This window comes from Lentilitoribacter sp. EG35 (assembly GCF_040784015.1).
GTDB lineage: Bacteria > Pseudomonadota > Alphaproteobacteria > Rhizobiales > Rhizobiaceae > Lentilitoribacter.
On record NZ_JBFNGQ010000003.1, the window covers coordinates 349,891 to 371,837 of the forward strand.

The 21,947-nt window shown below is 44.8% G+C and carries 24 protein-coding genes; 2 read left to right on the forward strand and 22 right to left on the reverse strand.

All coding sequences use genetic code 11. The features are described from left to right. Positions 1-95: 95 nt before the first annotated feature. The 7 genes from AB2J24_RS08020 to AB2J24_RS08050 all read right to left on the reverse strand — a co-directional run bounded on the left by AB2J24_RS08020 (position 96) and on the right by AB2J24_RS08050 (position 6,116). Positions 96-569 (reverse strand): cytochrome c-type biogenesis protein, encoded by a 474-nt coding sequence (locus AB2J24_RS08020; RefSeq protein WP_367385091.1) that lies wholly within the window; start codon positions 567-569, stop codon positions 96-98. Position 570: 1 nt separating this feature from the next. Further along, positions 571-2,556 carry a heme lyase CcmF/NrfE family subunit gene (locus AB2J24_RS08025; protein WP_367385092.1) on the reverse strand — a complete coding sequence of 662 codons (1,986 nt, stop codon included), beginning with the start codon at positions 2,554-2,556 and terminating at the stop codon, positions 571-573. Next, a complete protein-coding gene (gene ccmE, locus AB2J24_RS08030; RefSeq protein WP_162651803.1) occupies positions 2,553-3,014 on the reverse strand; it encodes a cytochrome c maturation protein CcmE in 462 nt (153 codons plus the stop codon). Before ccmE ends, AB2J24_RS08025 begins: the two co-directional genes overlap by 4 nt. 7 nt (positions 3,015-3,021) lie before the next feature. Beyond that, positions 3,022-4,218 (reverse strand): c-type cytochrome biogenesis protein CcmI, encoded by a 1,197-nt coding sequence (gene ccmI, locus AB2J24_RS08035; RefSeq protein WP_367385093.1) that lies wholly within the window; start codon positions 4,216-4,218, stop codon positions 3,022-3,024. A 72-nt stretch (positions 4,219-4,290) separates the two neighbouring features. Beyond that, entirely contained in the window at positions 4,291-4,719 is a 429-nt protein-coding gene (locus AB2J24_RS08040) for an abscisic acid-deficient protein Aba4 family protein (RefSeq protein ID WP_367385094.1), read from the reverse strand. A gap of 54 nt (positions 4,720-4,773) precedes the next feature. Further along, positions 4,774-5,652 carry a hypothetical protein gene (locus AB2J24_RS08045; RefSeq protein WP_367385095.1) on the reverse strand — a complete coding sequence of 293 codons (879 nt, stop codon included), beginning with the start codon at positions 5,650-5,652 and terminating at the stop codon, positions 4,774-4,776. Further along, entirely contained in the window at positions 5,652-6,116 is a 465-nt protein-coding gene (locus tag AB2J24_RS08050; RefSeq protein ID WP_197742783.1) for an ABA4-like family protein, read from the reverse strand. Before AB2J24_RS08050 ends, AB2J24_RS08045 begins: the two co-directional genes overlap by 1 nt. 121 nt (positions 6,117-6,237) lie before the next feature. On the opposite strand from AB2J24_RS08050, the gene AB2J24_RS08055 reads away from it, so the two are divergent. After that, the gene (locus AB2J24_RS08055; protein WP_367385096.1) at positions 6,238-6,879 is read left to right on the forward strand and encodes a TetR/AcrR family transcriptional regulator; all 642 of its coding nucleotides are present in this window, start codon (positions 6,238-6,240) and stop codon (positions 6,877-6,879) included. Position 6,880: 1 nt separating this feature from the next. On the opposite strand, the gene AB2J24_RS08060 is transcribed toward AB2J24_RS08055, so the two are convergent. Further along, complete coding sequence (locus AB2J24_RS08060; protein WP_367385097.1) at positions 6,881-7,051, reverse strand: hypothetical protein; 171 nt, start codon at positions 7,049-7,051, stop codon at positions 6,881-6,883. Between the two features lie 226 nt (positions 7,052-7,277). Here AB2J24_RS08060 and AB2J24_RS08065 point away from each other — a divergent pair, with 226 nt between their 5' ends. Beyond that, a complete protein-coding gene (locus AB2J24_RS08065) occupies positions 7,278-8,360 on the forward strand; it encodes a PQQ-dependent sugar dehydrogenase (protein WP_367385098.1) in 1,083 nt (360 codons plus the stop codon). A gap of 12 nt (positions 8,361-8,372) precedes the next feature. Here the strand turns inward: AB2J24_RS08065 and AB2J24_RS08070 are convergent, their stop codons facing one another. The 14 genes from AB2J24_RS08070 to AB2J24_RS08135 all read right to left on the reverse strand — a co-directional run bounded on the left by AB2J24_RS08070 (position 8,373) and on the right by AB2J24_RS08135 (position 21,916). Beyond that, positions 8,373-9,782: an alpha/beta fold hydrolase gene (locus AB2J24_RS08070; RefSeq protein ID WP_367385099.1), complete on the reverse strand. Its 1,410-nt coding sequence runs from the start codon at positions 9,780-9,782 to the stop codon at positions 8,373-8,375. Between the two features lie 106 nt (positions 9,783-9,888). Next, the gene (locus tag AB2J24_RS08075) at positions 9,889-10,269 is read right to left on the reverse strand and encodes a hypothetical protein (RefSeq protein WP_367385100.1); all 381 of its coding nucleotides are present in this window, start codon (positions 10,267-10,269) and stop codon (positions 9,889-9,891) included. A 4-nt stretch (positions 10,270-10,273) separates the two neighbouring features. After that, the gene (locus AB2J24_RS08080; RefSeq protein WP_367385101.1) at positions 10,274-12,223 is read right to left on the reverse strand and encodes a DUF2207 domain-containing protein; all 1,950 of its coding nucleotides are present in this window, start codon (positions 12,221-12,223) and stop codon (positions 10,274-10,276) included. A gap of 96 nt (positions 12,224-12,319) precedes the next feature. Beyond that, positions 12,320-12,853, reverse strand: coding sequence for an HD domain-containing protein (locus tag AB2J24_RS08085; protein WP_367385102.1), 534 nt, complete (start codon positions 12,851-12,853; stop codon positions 12,320-12,322). A 108-nt stretch (positions 12,854-12,961) separates the two neighbouring features. Continuing rightward, positions 12,962-13,402: an RT0821/Lpp0805 family surface protein gene (locus AB2J24_RS08090; protein WP_162651814.1), complete on the reverse strand. Its 441-nt coding sequence runs from the start codon at positions 13,400-13,402 to the stop codon at positions 12,962-12,964. Positions 13,403-13,494: 92 nt separating this feature from the next. Further along, positions 13,495-14,925, reverse strand: coding sequence for an ATP-binding protein (locus AB2J24_RS08095; protein WP_367385103.1), 1,431 nt, complete (start codon positions 14,923-14,925; stop codon positions 13,495-13,497). A 12-nt stretch (positions 14,926-14,937) separates the two neighbouring features. After that, entirely contained in the window at positions 14,938-15,621 is a 684-nt protein-coding gene (locus AB2J24_RS08100) for a response regulator transcription factor (RefSeq protein ID WP_162651816.1), read from the reverse strand. 51 nt (positions 15,622-15,672) lie between these two features. Continuing rightward, the gene (locus AB2J24_RS08105) at positions 15,673-15,957 is read right to left on the reverse strand and encodes a hypothetical protein (protein ID WP_367385104.1); all 285 of its coding nucleotides are present in this window, start codon (positions 15,955-15,957) and stop codon (positions 15,673-15,675) included. Positions 15,958-16,076: 119 nt separating this feature from the next. Next, positions 16,077-18,938: a baseplate multidomain protein megatron gene (locus AB2J24_RS08110; RefSeq protein WP_367385105.1), complete on the reverse strand. Its 2,862-nt coding sequence runs from the start codon at positions 18,936-18,938 to the stop codon at positions 16,077-16,079. Positions 18,939-18,983: 45 nt separating this feature from the next. Continuing rightward, positions 18,984-19,721, reverse strand: coding sequence for a hypothetical protein (locus tag AB2J24_RS08115; protein ID WP_367385106.1), 738 nt, complete (start codon positions 19,719-19,721; stop codon positions 18,984-18,986). Then, complete coding sequence (locus AB2J24_RS08120; RefSeq protein ID WP_367385107.1) at positions 19,700-19,936, reverse strand: hypothetical protein; 237 nt, start codon at positions 19,934-19,936, stop codon at positions 19,700-19,702. Before AB2J24_RS08120 ends, AB2J24_RS08115 begins: the two co-directional genes overlap by 22 nt. A 23-nt stretch (positions 19,937-19,959) precedes the next feature. Then, entirely contained in the window at positions 19,960-20,394 is a 435-nt protein-coding gene (locus AB2J24_RS08125) for an NlpC/P60 family protein (protein WP_367385108.1), read from the reverse strand. Next, the gene (locus AB2J24_RS08130; RefSeq protein WP_367385109.1) at positions 20,391-21,284 is read right to left on the reverse strand and encodes a DUF2163 domain-containing protein; all 894 of its coding nucleotides are present in this window, start codon (positions 21,282-21,284) and stop codon (positions 20,391-20,393) included. Before AB2J24_RS08130 ends, AB2J24_RS08125 begins: the two co-directional genes overlap by 4 nt. Continuing rightward, entirely contained in the window at positions 21,281-21,916 is a 636-nt protein-coding gene (locus AB2J24_RS08135) for a TIGR02217 family protein (RefSeq protein WP_367385110.1), read from the reverse strand. Before AB2J24_RS08135 ends, AB2J24_RS08130 begins: the two co-directional genes overlap by 4 nt. Positions 21,917-21,947: the final 31 nt, after the last annotated feature.

Here is a 21,947-nt window from a genome sequence, read left to right on the forward strand (position 1 = left end):
GATTAAGAGATAGGGAGTTGTATATTACAGAACCATTGCCGAAAAATTACATATTGGTAATGTTAGGGCCATAATCGCGCCACAGTTAAGCAAAACTATTCATCAAGTATTTGTTTTAATTTATTTTTCTCATCTATACTGAGATCCATACTCGCGCTTTCCTGAGGCTTCATATTCATTTTTCTAAAGGCAAAAATGCCTCCAAGGAGAAGAACTAATATTGGTGTGAGCCAAAGAAAAAGATTTTTTGCAGAAAAACTTGGTTTTAAAAGCACAAAATCGCCATAGCGAGACACAATGTAATCCATAACTTCTTTGTCTGTATCGCCAGCTGTTAATCTGGCTCTGACCAGCACCCGCAAATCTTTTGCAAGCTCTGCATTTGATCCATCTATGGATTGATTTTGGCATACAAGACAACGCAAATTAACTGATAATGCTCGCGCTCGTGCTTCCAGCGCAGGGTCAGATAATACTTCGTCTGGTTGTACTGCATTGGCAGGCAACACCATCAAAGCCATCAGCACAGGTATGAGCAATTGAAGAAGGTGTTTTTTGCTCCATCTCATGTCAGGCCGCCTGCACTTTCGTCTTTCGGTTACCCTTTTTGGCAGCAGGGGCACCGACGCGCAAACGACGATCACTTAGCGAGATGATTGCTCCAAACACCATGAAGATACAACCCCACCAGATAAAGGTAACCCATGACTTATACCAAACACGCACAATCAATTTACCATTTGATTGCACATCACCCAACGAAATATAGAGTTGCGATGCTCCAAAAGTTAGGATACCGGCTTCTGTTGTCGGCATTTGTCGTGCCGGATAGAACCGTTTTTCACTTGTGGTTCTTGCCACTATTACACCGGCTTCCTGAATGGTGAAATGACCAATTTGAACCTGATAGTTTGGTCCTTGTGAGGGTTGCATACCCTCAAAGATAACTGTCTTACCACCAGCCTCAAGCATATCTTTTGGTTCCATCGCAACAATATGCTCTGTTGAAAACGCGCTCACTGCCACAATACCAATAACGCTAACACCTAGCCCAAAATGGGCAAATGCCGTTCCAAAGACCGAACGCGGCAAGCCTTTTAATCGTCCCAAGCTTTTTGACAATGCAAAACGCCCTAAACCCACCCGGCTTGCCAATTCTGCAAAGGCACCAATCATCAGATAAGTTCCAAGCGCGACACCAAAGGCTGCCATAATAGGCGCACCTGTTTGTTGGTATATGACACCAAGTCCGGCAATCAGTCCAATACCGATCGCGACGTAAAGCCGTTGTGCTGCACCCAGCAAATCACCACGCTTCCATGCAAGCAATGGACCGAAGGGCACAGCAAGCAAAAGCGGAACCATAAGTGGCCCGAATGTAAGGTTGAAGAACGGTGCACCAACAGAGATTTTCTCGCCAGCAACAACCTCCAGAAATAGGGGATAAAGAGTTCCGACAAAGACTGTCATCGTTGCTGTTGTCAGGAACAAATTATTGAGAACCAAAGCACCCTCGCGCGAGATGGGTGCAAAAACGCCACCTGATTTGAGGCTGGAGGCTCTAAATGCAAACAAGGTTAGTGCACCACCTATAAAAATGCATAATATTGCGAGGATAAACACGCCGCGAGTCGGGTCAGTTGCAAACGCATGCACAGATGTAAGCACACCTGAACGCACCAAGAATGTGCCAAGAAGCGAGAGCGAAAATGTTAGAATTGCGAGTAGCACCGTCCAGATTTTAAGCGCCTCACGCTTTTCCATCACCAGTGCCGAGTGCAAGAGCGCTGTGCCTGCAAGCCATGGCATGAAGGATGCATTTTCCACCGGATCCCAGAACCACCAACCACCCCAACCAAGCTCATAATACGCCCAGTATGATCCCATTGCGATGCCCGCGGTTAAGAACATCCAAGCAGCCAATGTCCACGGACGGACCCACCGCGCCCACGCTGCATCAATCCGCCCATCAATCAGTGCTGCAATGGCAAAAGCAAAGCTGATAGAAAAGCCAACATAACCCAAATATAAAAGTGGTGGATGGATCGCTAGACCAATGTCCTGCAAGACCGGATTTAAGTCGCGCCCCTCAAATGGGGCGGGATCAAGCCGTGTAAACGGGTTTGATGAAAAGATGATAAACAGCAAAAATGCGACAAGTATCCAGCCTTGAACACCGATTACATTGGCTTTAAGCGCAGGTGGCAAATTATTGCCAAATATGGCAACCAATGCACCGAATAATGCTAGGATCAAAATCCAGAGCAACATTGAACCTTCATGATTGCCCCACACGCCAGTAATCTTGTAGAGCATCGGTTTGAGTGAATGGGAATTTTCATAAACATTCAGTACAGAAAAATCAGAGACGACATAGGCATGTGTTAGTGCAGCAAATGCCAGCGACATAAGTGCAAAACACGTAATCGCGGAAACGGGGGCAACATTCATCAATCGCACATCGTTTTGCCGTGCACCCCACATAGGCAGAATCGACTGCGCGAATGCAGTGATTAATGCTAAAACAAGCGCAAAATGACCAAGCTCAACGCTCATTCACTTGCCTCTTTTCCATTTTCACCTTCTTTCCAGACGCCACGTTCTTTCAACGTGTCTGCAATCTCTTTAGGCATATAATTCTCATCATGTTTGGCAAGCACGGTATCAGCAACAAACGGACCGCCAACACTCTCGAAAGCGCCCTCAGTGATCACACCCTGCCCTTCGCGAAACAAATCCGGCAATATTCCATCATAATTCACAACCATCACTTCTGCATTATCGGTGATTGTAAATGCGACCTTTGTGCCTTCTCCTCGAATGATCGAACCATCCTCCACCAAACCACCCAAGCGAATGCGCGTGCCAGGTTTTACTGACTTCTCAACCACATCTGTAGGAGAGTGAAAATAGGTGATTTCGCTGGAAAGCGCGAACATAACAAGCGCAACGGCAAGCGCAATAAAGCCCATACCCGTGCCGATAATTGCTAGTCTTTTTTGTTTACGTGTCATGTTTTACCTATCGTTGAACGCCATCAGGCATTGCTATCTGCATTTGTTTAGCAAGCTCAACAAGCACCTTTCCTTGATCTGTATCAGATGCAAACGTTTTAAATGCCGTCCCGAGCGCTTCTTTTGCATCATCATCACGGCCCAAAACTTTATAGGATCGAATAAGGCGCTGCCAACCTTCAAAATTATCTGGCTCATCCTTTAACTTTTCGCCCAAGGATGCAACCATTGAGGCGATCATAGCCATACGATCTTCGGAATTTAGTTCTGCTGCTGCTTCTATATCCTCGGCACTTGGATTGCCCAATTGTGATTGTGGATGTGCTTGCGCTGTTTCGATTGTCACCTCACTAACCGAAACACCTTTCATGGTGGCAATCTGCGCTTTTATGGCATCAATCCATGGTGCATCGGCGGGTGAGCGTCGCCCAAAGTCTTCGAAAGCTGCAATGGCCTCAGCATCTTTGCCACTTTGCATAAGGGCAAGCGCTAAAAAGAAATTGGCACGCGGATCATCCGGATCAAGTTGTTGAGCGCGCTCAAAATTTGACTTTGCTTCGCTCGTGACAATCCCTTCTTGCGCGCGCATGATGGCTTCTCCCAAACCGCTATGACGATTAGGTGTTGAGCCTTCAAGCGCAATCGCTTTGGCAAACGCATCTTGGGCCTTCAAAAATTCACCCACACGGAAATAAATGGGTGCAAGAACATCCCATCCACGTCCGTCATCGGGATTCTGAGCCAGATGGGCTTCTGCCTGTGCAACCATGTCGGCGATATCATCAGGTACACTTTGTGCCGCCACATTGTTCTCTTTTGGAGCTTCGCGCTGTGCCAAGGGTTGGTTTGGAATGAGTGGATTGCCGACAAGTACATAAACAAACGCGGATGATATGATAAACAGCAACGCCATGGGAACAACAGCAATAAAGGAAAATGCCTTGTCGATTTTCTGTTGATGGACAGGTTCGGACACTGCAATCAGGCGCCGGGAGATTTCCACCCGCGCGAGCTTGGCTTCATCTTCACTTAACGTGCCAGCTTCGACATCGCGTTCAATTTCCTGTAGTTGATCTTTATAAACTTCACTATCGTAGCTTCCAATGACGGCGACTTCGCCACCAGCGGATCGCGTTAAAAGCGGGCGCAACAACAATGCAATCGTGATCAATGAAAGGCCGATGGCCAAAATCCAAAATAACATAAGTCATGCTTAAACCACAGCCGGCCAAAATCCAATTGGTATTCTGGTCGCAGTATTTAAACTCACACGAAATTAATCCCGGTGTCGACCATTTTGCATGGTCAGCCTTGTTGTAAAAAACACAATCAATCCGATCGGACCTAAAATAAGTGTGAGAACGAGTGCGGGTAGAATGACAATGTGAGACATACCAATCAGCCGCGCTTCGCGCGCCTGCCATGCGCCGATAAAAAGGTCAAATGCGAGATAATGTATCCAGCCTGCCATTACCGCCTCAGGGGTTTTGAAGAGCAGCATGACACTTGCTAAACTATCATAACCACCTTCCAAGCCGGAGAAAAAGATCGGCACCATACTTGCATAGGCAAGTCCAAGTAGGATTGGCAATAAAATGCCCGAAACCTTATCAATCAGATAGGGAGCGAGTGGATAAATAAGTAATGCCGCCCAGCCAACGAGCGACATTGAAGCCGTTATTGTAAAGATGAGTTCGAGGTCCATAATTCATTCCTATTGCGCATTTGTAGTTTATACGAAATGCAAAAGGACATGGATTTAACCGAAGACCGCACCTAGAAACGGAAGGCCATTCATTGCTTCCCACAAAGTATAGAATGTAAAGGCGGAATATAGCACCGCAACGCCAACCGTTGCGCGTATATTTTCACTTTTAAATACCCAAGATGTGTACAATACAAATAACGGTAAGACGTGAATAATGTGGCTGGCAAAGAAATGGGCCACGCGCAGATCGCCACCATCCGTCGCCCATCCCATGATTGGCATGGCTTCAGTATCAAGCAAGTTACCGCCTACCAAGTGACCTGTTTGCGCAGACATATAACTTGCAACAATAATTGTCATGACAGTCATCGAGATTGAACCAAACCAGATTGCAAAATGCATGGCATTGGAAAGGCCGGTATCTTTATTTCGGTAAATTAGAAAGCCGTATACAAGAGAACCACATGTTAACGTGACAGCAGCAAGACCAGCAAAAGTATAGGCTGCTGTCATTAATGGGCTTGCAATATTGAAATGGGAAGACGTGCCCGCGGCGGCGGCACCTTTTATCCAAATAATTTCAAACAAAATAGCTATAACCACTACCCAATTAAATATCTTGAACCAAGCTTTTTGACGTGAATCTTGCGGTATCCATCTGGCAAAAACCGCCAACGTTGCGACATACATGAACAATGCAACATCAAACTTAAATGGTTTGATCCATACATTGATACCGTTATGCAAGCGCTCATCCAGTGCCATTGCGCCAAGTGTTGGCACCATCATAAGAGCTAAGAAAATTGTTAAAGCTGTCATTTGTGGCGCATCATATTTAACGCGTGCAAATTCACGTTTCACCAATTCAACGAAGGGTAATGATTTTGTTGCTTCAAGTTCAACTGGTGAAATTATAAGCGCATTCGACATCATGCTACTCCTTGAATGTGTTGAGTTTTCGAACTTTTGGATTTGATTAGGCTAAATTGAATAAATTTAAACAACAGGTACCCAATTGGCCCGAAAAGAAATGTTGCCGGTAGACATGGCAGAACAAACCAAAATGATATGCCCTCTGCCCGCGCTGTGCGCACTATCCAAGCACCAATGAACAAGTCAAATGCGAGATAATGCACCCAGCCTGCAAGCAAGAGTTCATCTTGTGTGAAAAGTAATTTGACATTTGCGAGTGTATCAAACCCACCAACTGAACCAGACCAAAAAACCAGAATGAGCACACAATAGATCAAAGACAGCGCAATAGGTATGGCAACACCTGCAATTCTGTTACTCCAAATAGGAATGAGCGGGCTGATAAGCAATACCACCCAGCCAAGCATGACAATGCTTGATGAAAAGGAGAATATGCTCTCCGGCGACAATGTTCCAATCATATTTTTTCCTTTTAGATGCATTATCTTGACATTGTCAAAATAAATAATACATCAATCTTGCCGTTGTCAAGATAAATCTTTGCATTGTCAAAATAACTATTCAAACAGAAGGAAACGGTGTATGAAGATGATTATGAATGATCATATCAAACCCACCAAAACTTATCACCATGGTGACCTTCGTCGCGCCTTGCTTGATGCCGCCGAGATGGAGCTTATTGAAAAAGGCACCGATAAATTTTCATTGCGCAGTATCGCAAAGCGAGCTGGGGTATCGCACGCAGCACCTGCCCACCACTTTTCAGATGTGGATGGTTTGCTAACCGCCCTCACCTCTATCTCTTTTCGTCGCTTTCATGATGCCATGTACGATGCGTCAGAAAAAGCTTCTGGCGATACAAACAATGATCCTTATGAAAGATTAGTTGCCATTGGCATGGCCTATATCAACTATGCAGAACAAAATTCTGCAATGTTTGATTTGCAATTTACATCAAACCGAATTGACCATTGCTCACCCGAAATAAAAGAGGTTGCTCCCCTTTCCTATCAATGCCTGGTTAACCATGTAACGGCTGTTCTTGAGGATAAAGGCAAAAGCATGGACAAAGATGTGAATGCAGCAAATTCTTATTGGGCGCTTTGCCATGGCTTGGCAGCTCTATTTGCTCGCCCCAAACCTAATATGAAAGATGCTCCACCACGAGAAGAATTTGATGCGCGTTTCAAAAGCATACTACAGACCGCAGCACACAACCTCTAGCTTAAGAGGCTAAATCTGCCTGAGGCTGAACATATTTTTCCGTAATACTTGCCACATATGCGATAATAACAAGAACGCTCATTGGGGGCGCGAGTAGCCAGATAATTTTCATTTTTATAGGTAGTGCTTGAAATGTTTTCATAACATCATGCCAGAAGCTTTCATTTGTCATTTTTTCATTCCCTTTATGTTGTAAAACGGAACATAACGCGAAACCCTTAATAATGTTCTACTTTTGTTCTAACTCAATTTCATAAGTATTTCAAGCAAAATTGATTGGTAATCAGTGTCGTGAAGGTTAGTGTATTGAATTGAGAAGACTATTTTAAGATCAAATTCTGACGTAAATGTAAACCAACCGGATTTTATAGCTTTGAACTAATCTATGGGAGATAAATATGCGTTTATTATCAACACCCCTTATAATTGGCCTGTCAATTCTTGGTTTATATACAAGCTCAGTGATAGCGGCAGAAACCAGGGTCGAGCGCATTGGTGAGCGCCTTAACCATCCTTGGGGCATGGATTTTGTTGATGATGATCACATATTGGTCAGCGAACGTCGCGGGAAATTATTCAAAATTAACCTTAGAAACGGAGAAAGCAGAGAAATACAAGGCCTGCCAGAGGTCGAGAATATTGGTCAAGGTGGATTGCTCGATGTGCTGGTAAACGACAAAAACCCAACGCATATGTATTATTGCTATGCAAAATCTGGTGACGATGGTGTTTCTACAGCTATCGATATGGCGCAATTAAATGGAGACACTCTCACAAACCGCAAGACAATTTTTCATGCAAATAATGGCTCTGACGGTGGGCGGCATTTTGGCTGTCGTTTGGAAATTTCAGTCGGATATTTATATGGTACCGTTGGAGACAGAGGTGCACGCCAGTTTGCACAAGAACCTGCCAGCAACGCAGGTTCCGTTGTTCGGTTTAATCTTGATGGCAGCCTGCCGGAAGATAATCCCAACATTAAAGACTGGCGGCCGGAAACATTTTCCAAAGGCCATCGCAATGCACAAGGCATGACGCTTAATCCGAAAACGGATGAAATATGGCTCCATGAACATGGTCCACGAGGCGGCGATGAAATCAATATCATTAAACCAGGTGCAAATTATGGTTGGCCAGTGGTCTCCCATGGGGAAGAGTATTCGGGTGGTAAAATTGGTATTGGGAGGTCTGCACCGCAATTCAAAGACCCAGTGTGGACTTGGATACCTTCCATCGCGCCCTCCGGAATGGCATTTTATGACGGCGATATGTTTCCTGAGTATAATGGCAAGTTACTTGTTGGCTCACTCAAATTTCAAAGCCTTTATCTTGTCGAACTTAAGAACGGTCGCCCAACAGGTGAACGTGTGATTTTGGAAAAAGAAATCGGCCGTATACGAGATGTCGCCGTCGGGAATGACGGCGCAATTTATTTGCTAAGCGATGAACGTCGTGGTGGACTTTACCGATTATCTAGATAGAAACCGAGTTTCTCAACGAAGCCTGAGAGCAAAGTTAGCCAGAGAACTAATCACAAACTCAGGATCATCCAGCTGTATATAATGGCGAGCATCAGGTGATATTAAATGCTGGCTATTTGAAGAAAGTTTTGCGAGATCAAATTGCAATTCATCCCAAGATACCTGTGTTTGTGTACATGGCACGTCAATGCCAAATTGAAGACCACAATAAGATTGCGCACTTTTTCCAGCGCTGATCACTAGAAGTGGTAGTTTATCTAATGATCCTGTTTCCCTAACCGCTTCTACAAAAGCTGGCACGGCTTCAAAATGCTGAATAGTACTATCGTAAAATTGTGTTGTACGCATTGCGTCCAACATTATTTCTTGATGTTCCGGCGTTGGCAGTGGATCGGTTATCGGGATGTCCATATATTGCAAGCCACCAGTATAGGATATAGCTTTAGCCATTTTCATCATGCCAACGACCTCTTGTGCCATCTGGCTAACGGCCTCCGGCATAACCTCCCACTGGTCTTCATGCGAAGCTTCAACAAGGGCTAATCCAAGCACATTTTCAGGATATTGGTTTTGATATAATCTAGCCATATAACCGCCAAACGAATGGCCAACCAAAACAAGATTTTCAACTTCACCTGATTGCTGCAATAATTCATGCAGATCTTCAACCATAGAGGAAGGAGTCAAAGGCGCCTTGATCGGACCACTCCACCCAAGCCCCGCACGATCGTAAGAACAAACGCGCGTTGTTTTGGCCACTTCATCTTGGATCAAAGCCCAATGCAATGACCAATCACTAACACCAGCATCAACAACAAGTGTCGGAGAGCCGATTCCTTTGCAAACCATGTGTAATGATTGGTCGCCAATTTTATACATATCTCCCAACGGAGGTGCAGAAGTTTGATTGGCTGCCGTGAAAATGCCAAAACCTCCTATTATTACAGATACAACAAATCCGATATTTGTAAAAACCACACCAGCTTGACGAAGATATTGACTAGGGGTTTTTGCATGAAATTCCACTTCTTTAACATGTTTGCCGCCAATATGCTGTCCGTATGCAAAGAGCAAAATAATTATCGAGATTGCTATAATTATTGATTTTCCAAAGAAGGAAAACATCTCTCCCCAAACAATCAATATGAATATACTAGCAACCACCCATCCAATGTCAGCAATAATAACTGGGTGTATGTGTTTGGGAACTAATTGCGGATCTGTGGCGAGTAAAATCAAATTTGCTGCAAAGAAAACAAGCGCGAACCCCAAAAATATTATGAGCGGCGTCTGCCAAGGCGTTTGACTTACAAAGATCGTATTGACAACGGTTGATGCACCAAAGACCATTCCAAAGCCGCAAAATGTTGAAAAGGCTGCATTAGCACCTAAGGTTTTCCGAGCTAAATTGGATTGAGACATTTAAAACTCCATTGCGTGATATCTGACCGAGCAATGGAGTTTGCGAATGCATAATTCAATTACCTTACAGGTAATGAAGCGCATTCATATTGAGTTTGAAATTGCTTTACCGGCTTGCGAAGTAATATATTGCACCGGCAACCGGTAAGGCGATAGTTGATGCAATTCCCACAAAAAGAGGTATCATGCCTGCCATTTCATCAAAATGGTTTCGCCCAGAAGGGGTCTCAAGTCCCCACCAGCCAAATATCAAACCACCGATACTTAACAGGGCTAAGACCATAGAAAACACATGCATGGAACTGGTTGCAACCGAGTAAACGACGATAGCAATCAAGAACCCGATTACAGATGCCAACCCCACAAAAAATGGAATTGCACTCGTTTTCTCTCTAAAATAATGCTCACCGGAAGCTGTTTCATGGCCCCACCAACCAAATATCATGCCAATAATGCTTATAACCGCCAAGATGATTGCAAACTTCATGGTGCTACCAGCCTCCACCGCCACCGCCGCCGCCTCCACCGCCACTTGAACCACTGGACGAACCAGAAGAGGATGATCGCTGGACGGGCATTGCACTGGAAATTGATTTGGACATATGGTTGGTGAAGCCCTTAAAGCGCTTATCGTTATCACGCCTATTATGGTACCAACGATCACGATCCCACCGAGGTCGGTAGCTTGAAACACCTGCTGTTTTTGCCTCAGCACTCTCTAGCCATTTGTCAAATGTCTCAGACCAAGGTTTTTCTATATCCAGTGCCACAGCATAGGGAAGTTGTTTTTCAAAATATTTCGGAGACATTCTCGGTGTTCCGGCAAGGTTCATTCGCTGCTCGTGATAATTTTCCAGGTGCAACTTCAACCCTTCAATTTGAGCCATTAGCTCAGCACCCATATTTGTTGGACGCCCCATGAGATCAAAGAAGAAAATATTTAATGCAACCAGCAACACAGCTACAATGGCAAATGGAATATGGCTCCATGTGTTTGTATCTTCTATCACAAGATAGATGCCCGCTATTATTAACCCTGCTCCCACCACGCCTATAACGCTCATGATCGAGACGAGTAGATAACGAAGCCCATCATTTTCAAAGCTCAGAAACCATTTACCCAGTAAATATATTGGAATGAGAAGCACGCCTGCAATAATTGCGAAAATGGTGGATGTAATGAGCGTGAATAAGCCCATGATGTTAAAAACCATCGTTGCGCCCAAACCAACGATGGTGAGGATAATGCCAAGAGCAATCGCGCCGCTATTATGTTTATAGAACATATTACGATGTTCGCTAGATATCGCGTTATTAAAGGAGCTCCGAAGTGCCGTTAATGATTTACCATTGGATTTAGTGATGCGGAAGGTGCCATATTTGTTCACCGCCTCCATAATTGCCGCCTCACCAACAGGTAGTTTTTGCAACTCCCGATTTTCGCTTACTACCAGCTGGGGATCACCATCTATATCTTCAATTTTAATGTAATCTTTCACTGCCAGGTTCAAAATTGCTGCGGAAATGGATGTGAATGTTCCATCAACTCTACTTCGATTATAGATATAACGCACCAATGCTGGCGAAATGCCGAGCGAGGTCGTTTGCCGTTCACGTATGTGAGATGGAGTTGGGTCCCGCCCAATGATGAGCCATGAAATACCGTAATAGAGCCCGACAATAATTAGCGTGATGGTCGCGACAACAACATGCCCGAAGTCGCGCATGAACCACCAAAACTCTTGACTTTCTGTCGGCTTGTTCACCGTTCCCACTGGCATCTGCGCTACGATGGTTAGCCCTTCTCCCTGGGACAACGCTTTTGTTGTTTCAAAAAACGCAGATCTGCCATCGTCTGAAATTTTGGCATTTGCGAACTGTAGTTGCTGCCCAACGCGCCCCGTAAAAAAAGCTACACCGCTGATCTTCCCGTTGTCAGGTGCGTGCACTTCAGCGCTTGCTTTATTAATTTGAAACTGCCAGAAATTACCTGTCACGTTCCAATAAAGCTCATCACCCTCATTGAAGAACTGCATCTGCCTATCAGTTTGATATTTAATTTCATAAGTGTGCGGACCACGATCAATATAGTAGTCTTCTTCGCCTATATATATACGGATATCACTGTTAACGTAAGATGTATGGTACGGTTCTTTGTTTCCGTTTCGTTTAATAGAAATAATGTCGAAATCGACACGCTTCTCAGTACCATTAGAGGATATAAAATAAAGCGGAAAGTCGCGAAAGATACCGCGATTTATGTTTCGCCCTTCAGCGATTACACTGATAGTTTCCGTCACCGTCAGATCACCATTCTTAGCAATCTCAATTCTCGCATGATAATCGGTGATCTGCTCATTGGCATAAGCAGCTGGTAACAACACCAAAATCAGCACTAAGCATGTGCTCGCAAATGTATAAATATAATTGTAAACCCGCATGAACGCCGCCCCTACGATGACCAACACCTGATTTCATGCATTGATCCAAATCTGACTTCAGATCTTGTTAGCACAAAAAAGAGACAAGAAAGTGTTCTAATTTGGTGGAATTCGCGCCGTCGTTCGTTCATCCACAATTTCGCGAATTTGCTTCAAAAGAGGATGGGCATCTGTGCGCAGAATTCCATAGTTCAGATTAAATGGAAAATCGATATTGCCTGTTGTGCCGTCAGCCAGATGTTGCAGCATGGTCTCGATCTTATCAAAACCTTTTGCCATAACCGCTTCAGGTGTTTCTGCGGCATCGTACTCATCCCAAAGGACTAGCATTTCTGTTTTCAAATCATCGGGAAGCGGTGTACATAGATTGATAAAATCTAATCGTTCCAGCTTAGCTTTATCCTCATTCGGGTTTTGCTCTGTTGCTGGAATATCACCAGATATCGCTTCACCCAGATCATGAATGATGATCAATTTGAAAAGTCGTAACATATCAATATCAACAAGCTGATCTTCAAAACACATCATAAGTAGACAAATGGACCATGTATGTTCAGCGACACTTTCAGGTCTTCGTTGCGAAGTATGAGCGCTGCGTAACGTGTTTTTTAACTGCTCAGCATTCTTCATAAATTCTAATATTGATGTAATGCGGCTAGTATTAAGTGGATGTTTGATCATGCATTATGGTTGAGCGATTCTGTGTATCTCGTCCAGAACAAAGTGATGATAAATGCACTATCTAAGCGGAACCCAGCGGCCATTTAACGACCGACAAGCCGCGCCAGAGCTTTGCACAGGCTTGCCATTAATTGCCGCAATATGGGTGTATTGTCGGCAATTTTGTGAACCTACCTGATACGGCGCGGCGGCCGTGACTGTGCCGGATGATTTACCATTTGGATTTTGCCAAGTAACTGTTTGACCAGTTGTTGATTTCTCTAATGCGCGATATTCTGCCAACAATGCGCGTGTTTTATCCTTGCGAGAGAGTTTTTTAAATTCTGCCGCTGGCAAAATACCCCCATCAAAGGCATTAATAATCTCCTTGCCTGACGCAACGCCAGTCTGATCTGTTCCTAAGTCCTGCGCAGCTTTCTTGTTGTTACTAGCGCAACTGCTTAGCAATCCGAGCACCAACATTACGGCACTGACTTTCAATAATAGCTTTGAATTCATAATAACTCGCCCTCTAATGGCGCACCTTATGACATATTATTTACGGCAGGAATATGTTTTTCGAGAAAATACATCGGATAACGAAAAACCGCTCAAGTTGCAGCCCGTGGTAGATATAATATTGCATCCAATCCACCAACTTCAGCATCACTAAGTCTAAACTCACCTTGATATTCTTGCACAATCTCACCAACAATCGATAGACCTAGCCCGCTGCCCGGGCGCGTCTCGTCCAAACGTTGACCTCGTTTTAGAGCTTGCTTTTTGTCATCATCATCAAGACCGGTACCATCGTCAGCGACGGATACTAATAACTGCATAGGGTTTGGCAAATCTTTGACGGATATAGTGATTTTGCTATCAGCAAAACGCGTTGCATTTTCGATCAAATTACCGAGAATTTCTTCAAAATCCTGTGCCTCTAGACCGATCAAAGTCTCAGATGACCTTACATCTAGTTCAAATTCTAGGTGTGAATTGAGTTTTTTCATTACCCGTAGAAGTCGCTCTATTACTGGCACCACATCAGTTCTTGCAAGTACGGAACCACGCTGCGCAGAAATTCGTGCACGATCAAGATAGGTTGTTACTTGAGATTGCATGGATCCAACCTGATTCTTTACGAGATCAGCCTGTTCTTTTGGAAGATTACGCGCTTCGTTTAACATCACCGCGATCGGTGTTTTTAGTGAGTGCGCCAGATTACCAACTTGCATGCGCGAACGTTCAACGACACGTTTGTTGCTATCAATCAACGCATTGACCTCACTTGCTAAAGGCGCGATTTCACGCGGGAACTCACCATCAAGCTGATCAGCATCACCGTTACGAATTTTCTCAAGTGAAGCCCGCACATGATCAAGTGGTTTGAGACCAAATAAGATCACAAGCATGTTAATAACCAAGGTGCCAATCCCCGTTACGAGCAAGGCAATAACCATTCTATTGATAAATGAGCTTACATCAGCTTCCAACACATCCAAATTGCCGCTAACACGAATACGAACGGCATTACCTTGCCCGTCTAACTCAACCTCAGTTTCAGCAACAAGTATACTATTTTCATTTGGATCTATGAGGCGATATGTTCTGATATACTGGGAATCAAATGCAATTTCAAACTGGGCGGGGAGCGGCAGCGCTTGACCGCCAATTGATGGGGATGTTAACCCGCGGCCAGTAACTTTACTACCCGCATCAATTGGATCTACAATCCAGATCCAACCGGAATTTGGTTGTGAGAACTTTAAGTTTCCAAGCTGCGGATTGCCTTGCAGCAAACTATCATCACCTATTGAGACAGCCTCAATAACTGTGTTGAGATGTGCCCGCAAAAGATCTGCAAACGCACGCTCGCTGCTAGTGCGATAAAGGGTGGAAATGATCAACGCGACAGCGGCAAATGCAATGACGGTCCAAATACTGGCAAAAACAAGAACACGGACAGTCAGTGATTGTCGCGATAACAAACCTCTACTTTTAGGAGGCGTATCACTTTGGGAGGGAGTGTTGCTAACCGTCATTCAGAAACGGCTTCAGTCTGAGGCATCAGGCGGCTGTATGCGGTAGCCAAGCCCGCGAACCGTCTCAATCAAGTCGCCATCGAAATTCTTGGCAATTTTTTTGCGTAGGCGCCCAACAAAAACTTCTATTGTATTAGAGTCACGATCAAAGTCCTGGTCATACATGTGCTCGATAAGTTCTGAACGTGACACTGTCTCGCCCATGTGATGTACAAGATAGGAAACAAGGCGGAATTCGTGAGATGTAAGTTTAAGGACATCACCTTTGCAGGTGACTTTTGAAGCTTTGGTATCAACCAATAGCGGGCCGCAGGTAATTTCTGATGTGGAATGGCCGGAAGCTCGGCGAATGAGTGCACGAAGTCGCGCTAATACTTCTTCAACATGAAAAGGTTTAGTAACATAGTCATCTGCGCCAGCATCAATGCCAGCAACTTTATCACTCCACCGATCTCGTGCTGTTAGAATGAGAACAGGCATATCACGGCCATCGGCGCGCCATTTTTCCAAAACGGTTATTCCGTCCATTTCCGGCAAACCAATATCAAGCACCACGGCATCATATGGTTCAGTGTCACCAAGAAAATGACCTTCTTCACCATCCATAGCTTTATCAACGACATAACCACGCTCGTTCAGTAATTCACAAAGCTGGCGGTTTAAGTCCGGATCATCCTCGATAACAAGTATACGCATGGCTTACTCCCCACCATTTGACCAATTTTAACGGTTATACAATTATTACAACTATTGGGGAACTGTAACAGACATTTTCTTCGGACGCTGGCCGGATGAGCTTTTTACAAGAACTGTGACCTTACATACGGCTTGACCATTTTGCGTAGCTGGTGTCGCAGAAAGCAACTGACCACCAGTTTGCGCGACAACTTGACTGGCTGAACTTGAGCAATCAGTGGCCGCAGCCACAACAAGATTTTGCGCCTTTACGCTAACAGTAGGCAGTGCCTGGGCTAGAGATGAGACGAGCAACAAACCCGCTAAAGTTAGGCCTGCAGTCAATTTGATGTTCATTTTTTTGAACTCCACAAAACAAATCATTTGTCCCGTTCTACTAAACTGAACCTGAACGGTAAATGAACAACACGATTTTACTGCTAATTCTTTGTTTTTTTAACAATTTTAAAATAGCATCAGAGGGAGAGAATTGCTTTCCGCGCAACTCCTGAAGCAATATACCCACCTAATTGACGAATTTCCACCTCAATTTGGGTCTGATTTACACCAAAATCAGTTATTTCGTCCGCCGCTTCATAAAGATAAGATGTACCTGAAACATCTACGCTACGTATGATTGAGCCGGATGAACAAATATCAATCCGAAATGTCAACTCGTCTTCATCAAGCGGCACGTCGGTGCCAAGCCAACTATCGGCATTATATCTACTTCGTCTGATCCAATCTAACATAATGCCAGAATCTATTCGCTTCGCCCTTATATGTGCTGGTGATAAGGGAGTATTCGCGCGCTCACCACCGGCAAAGGGTATAAGCGGAATGCTTTCGCTTGCGCGGGATGCCGCAAATATCTGCCAATTTAGTACATTTGCCATCTCACCAGTATTTAGGCCAAGTGAAGTAACAGCGTCATTTATCAATACAAATCTTGCACCTACTATAGCTCCGCTTTCGCTGGCGTCTTCTGTTCCAACTTGTCCGCGCAAAAGCTTGCTTAATTGCCATTGATGACTTGCGATTTCCAATGCTTCTTCAAACTGGATGATCTCATAAACGCCACTGTTTGATTGAATGGCAGCAATATTAGCACCTGCTAGTAGCTGCTCTGTCGTTACAGATTGCAATTCCCCAAATGGCAGATCAACAATGATCTTGTTTTTATAATCCCAACGCCCTTCTGCACCATTTAATAAATCTGTGGCTAGCTTGCCCATTGTGGCCGGCGAAATTAGGTTTACACGTGGAGTAAAACCAGATGTACTAACCGAGCTTGATAAAGTGATAGGCACCCACGGCTTGGCATAACCTGCTGCACGTGCCCAATTACTTGCATCATCTCCACTGATAATCGGTAAATCGAGAAACTCAATATCAGGGGAAAAGGCTGCACTAACATCGGACGATTTTGTAGGAGAGGACGTTGCTTCTTCACTTGATGCAATACCTGATACGACACGTTTCGCACTAATTGTACGTTTCTTTTCATCCTCAATCTGGGTAATATCATATTGACCTTTTGGCGCCAGAAAGTCGGCAGGGGCTTCAAATACCAAGCGATCGCCAATTTCCAACTGAGCTTCGGATATTGGCAAAGTAAATTCTACGCTTTCCTGCGAAGCCCAGTGATCCTGCAACCATTGATCAGCCAAAACTCCAGCGCTTTGCGCTTCAATTGCACCAGATAGTGCTAGACGTTCATGCCGTTGACTACCCCGCGACAAACGTCGGGAGTAAGCAATTGATGGCGTATATTCTTGTTCTGGTGCTACGCTATTTATATGTACCTCATTAGCCAACTCGCTTTCTTGCGCACGCTTATGCGACATCAACGGATTTTGCGCATTATCGACCAATGCCTTTATAATCGCGGGCTTCTGCGATTTACGTGTGCGTGTTGTAAACACCAAGCCGTCTTGACTTTCGCTGACATCTATTTGGTATAGATTTAAAAGTGGTTCCAGTATGGTGCGTGCAGATGTAGGCTCATTTTGGATAAATCCGGTAATTACGCCTTCAACACGAGACACATCATATTTAAAAAAACCGTGATCTGATAAAATTGCTGCAATTAGCTCACCGATGGGTGCAGTGCCTAAGCGACCATTCACCCAATGACCTGTTCGCCAATTTATCCCATCAGACCAGATACCCAAATTTTCTGGGAATGCAGGCGACGGGCGAGCGTCCCAAGTCCAGATGTACGAATTGTCTAAGTCTATCATTCTCGGCGAGTTGGCCGAACCACTCCAATGTTCAAGATGCGCCTTTAAGTAGGCCCGTTGCGCTAAATCATCTCGGTTTTTTGAACTAAAATATGGAAATGCATTTTCAGATGATTTCGGATCAGGAAAAACATTGGGTTGGTTCGACCCCTTGTCCACTGCCGGACACCCAAATTCAGTAAACCAGATTGGTTTTACTTGGGGGGTCCAAGCTGTTTTTGAACCAACTTCTATGCCACCTATTCGATTGTAGTGATCGTTCTGCCACCAGGAGCGCAAATCTTTGTAACGGTAAACCCAAGGCTTACCTGATCCATCCGTAATTGTTGTACGAACACGTTTTTTGCGGTCAGCATTATTGGCATAGTACCAATCAAACCCCTCACCACCCTCAATCTGACCTTGAAGCGCAGTCACGTCATTTTGGATTCGGAACCCATCTGGATTAGCAGCACTTAAATCTTCATCACGCCAATCAGACAGTGGCATGTAATTATCAATACCAACCGCATCAATCGCTGGATGTGCCCACAGGTCATCCAAATGGAAATAAACGTCGCCGCTACCATCTTGGGGATGGTAACCAAAATACTCACTCCAATCAGCTGCATAAGTTAGCTTGGTATTTGCACCCATCACATTCCGACAATCCTGCGCCAAGATTTTCAAATCATCAACAAATGGAAAGCCATTACCATCATCGCGAACTTTTGTGATAGCCACCATTTCTGAGCCAATAACAAAACCATCCACTCCGCCTGCAGCCATTGCTAGATGCGCATAATGCAAGATCATGTGACGATATCGCTGATCACCACCTAACCAGTTTACGCCGCTTCCTGAAATGGAAAAATTTTCTGCGGAACTTGTTCCTGTAAATGACACAATCTGACTGGCACCATCTGCTGTTTGATCAGCGCTACCGCTCTCACCGATAGCCGGATAACATGTTATTCTGCCGCGCCAAGGATACACCGGTTGCGATGAACCATCATAAGGCGATGGTAATGAATTACCTTCCGGTACATCCATTAAAATAAACGGATATAATGTTACTTTCAATCCGCGTGATTTTAACTCGATGATGGCATCCACAACAGATGCGTCATCAGGAGTTCCGCCATAAACCGGCGAGTTGTTTTACCTAGATATTAAATGTGCTACCGAACGGTTTACACCGCCAACTTTCCAAACCCGCGATTCCTCAGACCGAGAACGGACTTCTACGCCTGGACGAAGTGTGCAATGCCCCGCTCGCAAATCAGAACCAAACCAAGCAACCACCAGACCGACCGACTTTAAATTTGGACAAAGTTGCTGCAATTCATTCAAAGATGCTTGTAGATCATTGGGTGCATAGGTGATGTTGTGGTTGAGGAACCTTTTTTCGCCAGAGCCTATACGTTCAGATATCTGTCTTGTCGCCAAGCCGTGTTCTGTTGCTCCGGGGATAAGCGTGACCGCTCTCACGTCATTTTCCAACGCGCCAACTACACGCGTAACTTCAAAATGAAGCACGGGGATACGGTTGCCATAATTTTCAATTGGCATCCTATCAAACACTACATAGGCAAGACCACGATATGATGGGGTTTTACCCGCTCCCTGCTTGGCTTCAATAAGAGGATCTGGCAGCTGATCATCGGAGCCATAATAAATGCGCATATCAATTTGGCTCAGATCAACTTCACGACCATCTGCCCAAACGCGTTTAATGTTTTGAATTGGACCTTCGCATAGTCCTATTGCAAAATTAGCATAATAGCTTTTAGTTTCAACGGTTTGCTTCGGGCGGCTCGTTGCTTTTCCACCTCGACGTTCAACGGTGACTTCTTCCTCAAACCGTGTGGCCCAAATCAAACTTCCAGCGACACGCATGGTTCCATAAACTCGCGCAATAGGTGTGCCTTCATCCGCAGATGAAATACGCACACCTGACAAAGAAGGCGCAGTGGCGTTACTTGTTTTCCCAAACGGGATTGATCAAGAGCAGCGCCCGCTAATCCTCCGACAGCACGACCTAATATGGCACCAAAAGGCCCAAAAACACTACCAAGCGCTGTACCAGCAGATTGCAATAAAACTGTTGCCATAAAAGGCTCCTAGCCGAAAAGAATTAGATAGATGGAAATTCAAAGATCGCTGCAATCCGTCGTCGCCAGCTTGGTACAAGTGAAGATTGGGTCACTGAAATGCGCTCATAAGCATGAATGAATTTGTTTGATTCCGAGAGGATGCCGGCGTGTTTTATGGCGGAACCCACTTGCCAACGAAACAATACAAGACAACCTTTGTGCAAGTCTTGAATTGGCAATTCTGCGCCACAATACTTTCGAGCGGCAATCAACATTGGTTCATCCAATGCCTGTTCTGCCCAATCTTGAGAATATGGTTTTGGCACTTCCGGTTCGGTTTCATAAACCTGTGCCCACACACCCCTGATGAGCCCCAAACAATCACAGCCAATTTGCTTTCGCGCACCTTGGTGACGATAAGGCGTACCTAACCATGATTGTGCTTCACCAATAATTTTACGATCTATATCTCTCATGATGTCACCAAAGGCCTCCCATCATGCACAGTCGCGCCATCCGCATATCCATAAGCAAAGTCACTACCTGGCAGGTGGGGGAAACCTTGAAAATTGAGAATATTTGCAAACTTGTGACGGCACGTGTCGAAATGTTTTGAGCAACCCGCGGTCACGGTGAATGTATCTCCTATCTGTGGCACATGCGCGAGCGGTGAGAAGAACTTCATGGTGATTTGATTATCGTCGGCGGAGTGATCAAGTACTTCAACAGAGAGGTTTGCATTCTGGCCTGATTGCCATGTTAAAAGCCCATGACGAAACCAGCCGGCATCGAATGCGGACAGGCCAGATATAACGCATGAGCGGTCATCGGAAGCCGAAACAACTGATCCGCTAGCTTTGTATTGAGCAGTATTCAAATTAATCTTGCACGCGCCATCGCCCAGATCTGCACTGCAACGTCGCGAATATACCCTACCCTGCGGCTGATCTAATTTGTGAGCAAGTGAGCGAAGTTCAGCGCGGAAAATATGGTCGCCAAAACTAACTTCACCGATCTCCTGTGTACGCATTTTCAGAAAGCTGTTAGGATCTTGCCAATTAATGAGAAATACTTCAACAAGTGCATTATCATAGCGCCCTTCTGCAAGGTCACTTTCGGTAATTGCATCGCTTGAAAATGCGCCGACCACTTCACCATCGTCGACATTTAAACCAAGTTCAGACCGAGCAGCGCTTGGTAAAAAACCGCTTTCAGGCACAAAGATGGTATTATCGAACTCTAGTGAATTATCATGATCGGTAAACCCTAACACAATGCCATCCCTTCGAGTAACGCGCCAAGCATTGCAAAGTGTTGTCACATCATCTTCAAGATGGTTTTTCAGTTCAGATGCTAATTGTTTCATGGCTTGATCTCCACTAGCGGTATGGAAGGTATTTGCCCCGCATTAAATGCAGATAGATTGAAATCAAGCCGCTCAATATCGAACCGCACAGGAACTTCGAATTCATACCCTGCGGTAATGATTGCATTTGTCATGGGTGCAGTCACAAATGTAACCTCACCCTTTGCATCATTAATTGAAATATCTGGTGAGAGAACGTCAACACCGTCTACAGCTATGAAAACTGAACCAGAAATCGGTTTATCGATGGTGCGTTTTGCACTTCCGCCGACATCACTATAGGTTTTTGAAAGTTGGAAAACGGTCATCGTGCCATCACCAGTACCAATAATCTGATCAGAACTCGCAATAGAGTTACCAAAACTTGCTGATGAGAAATCAAGCGGATCTTTAAAACGAAATCCATAAAGACTGCCATGCCGCGCTTCAAAAAAAGCGATAAGTTTCATGAGATCATCACGAGAACGCATACCGCTGCCAGCGTCATAACGACGGCGTGAATCTCGCCAACGCGCGTTGCGGTTTTCGCGACCATTAGAAAATTGAGTAATGTCCGTACGACGCTCCGGACCACCCGTTGTTTCAAGCGCGATTGATAGAGGAAATGAAACCTCATGAAATCCGTTGGGCATGAAAATCTCCAATATTTCTGGTTAATTGCGA

Excerpts from the sequence above, each read along its gene's own strand:
- ccmE (WP_162651803.1), bottom strand. The coding sequence starts at position 3,014 with ATGACACGTAAACAAAAAAGACTAGCAATTATCGGCACGGGTATGGGC.
- AB2J24_RS08045 (WP_367385095.1), bottom strand. The coding sequence starts at position 5,652 with ATGTCGAATGCGCTTATAATTTCACCAGTTGAACTTGAAGCAACAAAA.
- ccmI (WP_367385093.1), bottom strand. The coding sequence starts at position 4,218 with ATGTTATTTTGGATTTTGGCCATCGGCCTTTCATTGATCACGATTGCA.
- AB2J24_RS08120 (WP_367385107.1), bottom strand. The coding sequence starts at position 19,936 with ATGGCAACAGTTTTATTGCAATCTGCTGGTACAGCGCTTGGTAGTGTT.
- AB2J24_RS08105 (WP_367385104.1), bottom strand. The coding sequence starts at position 15,957 with ATGAACATCAAATTGACTGCAGGCCTAACTTTAGCGGGTTTGTTGCTC.
- AB2J24_RS08100 (WP_162651816.1), bottom strand. The coding sequence starts at position 15,621 with ATGCGTATACTTGTTATCGAGGATGATCCGGACTTAAACCGCCAGCTT.
- AB2J24_RS08115 (WP_367385106.1), bottom strand. The coding sequence starts at position 19,721 with ATGCGTGTCGCTGGAAGTTTGATTTGGGCCACACGGTTTGAGGAAGAA.
- AB2J24_RS08135 (WP_367385110.1), bottom strand. The coding sequence starts at position 21,916 with ATGCCCAACGGATTTCATGAGGTTTCATTTCCTCTATCAATCGCGCTT.
- AB2J24_RS08085 (WP_367385102.1), bottom strand. The coding sequence starts at position 12,853 with ATGAAGAATGCTGAGCAGTTAAAAAACACGTTACGCAGCGCTCATACT.
- AB2J24_RS08050 (WP_197742783.1), bottom strand. The coding sequence starts at position 6,116 with ATGATTGGAACATTGTCGCCGGAGAGCATATTCTCCTTTTCATCAAGC.
- AB2J24_RS08125 (WP_367385108.1), bottom strand. The coding sequence starts at position 20,394 with ATGAGAGATATAGATCGTAAAATTATTGGTGAAGCACAATCATGGTTA.
- AB2J24_RS08130 (WP_367385109.1), bottom strand. The coding sequence starts at position 21,284 with ATGAAACAATTAGCATCTGAACTGAAAAACCATCTTGAAGATGATGTG.
- AB2J24_RS08055 (WP_367385096.1), top strand. The coding sequence starts at position 6,238 with ATGAAGATGATTATGAATGATCATATCAAACCCACCAAAACTTATCAC.
- AB2J24_RS08065 (WP_367385098.1), top strand. The coding sequence starts at position 7,278 with ATGCGTTTATTATCAACACCCCTTATAATTGGCCTGTCAATTCTTGGT.
- AB2J24_RS08040 (WP_367385094.1), bottom strand. The coding sequence starts at position 4,719 with ATGGACCTCGAACTCATCTTTACAATAACGGCTTCAATGTCGCTCGTT.
- AB2J24_RS08025 (WP_367385092.1), bottom strand. The coding sequence starts at position 2,556 with ATGAGCGTTGAGCTTGGTCATTTTGCGCTTGTTTTAGCATTAATCACT.
- AB2J24_RS08075 (WP_367385100.1), bottom strand. The coding sequence starts at position 10,269 with ATGAAGTTTGCAATCATCTTGGCGGTTATAAGCATTATTGGCATGATA.
- AB2J24_RS08095 (WP_367385103.1), bottom strand. The coding sequence starts at position 14,925 with ATGACGGTTAGCAACACTCCCTCCCAAAGTGATACGCCTCCTAAAAGT.
- AB2J24_RS08090 (WP_162651814.1), bottom strand. The coding sequence starts at position 13,402 with ATGAATTCAAAGCTATTATTGAAAGTCAGTGCCGTAATGTTGGTGCTC.
- AB2J24_RS08060 (WP_367385097.1), bottom strand. The coding sequence starts at position 7,051 with ATGACAAATGAAAGCTTCTGGCATGATGTTATGAAAACATTTCAAGCA.
- AB2J24_RS08020 (WP_367385091.1), bottom strand. The coding sequence starts at position 569 with ATGAGATGGAGCAAAAAACACCTTCTTCAATTGCTCATACCTGTGCTG.
- AB2J24_RS08080 (WP_367385101.1), bottom strand. The coding sequence starts at position 12,223 with ATGCGGGTTTACAATTATATTTATACATTTGCGAGCACATGCTTAGTG.
- AB2J24_RS08070 (WP_367385099.1), bottom strand. The coding sequence starts at position 9,782 with ATGTCTCAATCCAATTTAGCTCGGAAAACCTTAGGTGCTAATGCAGCC.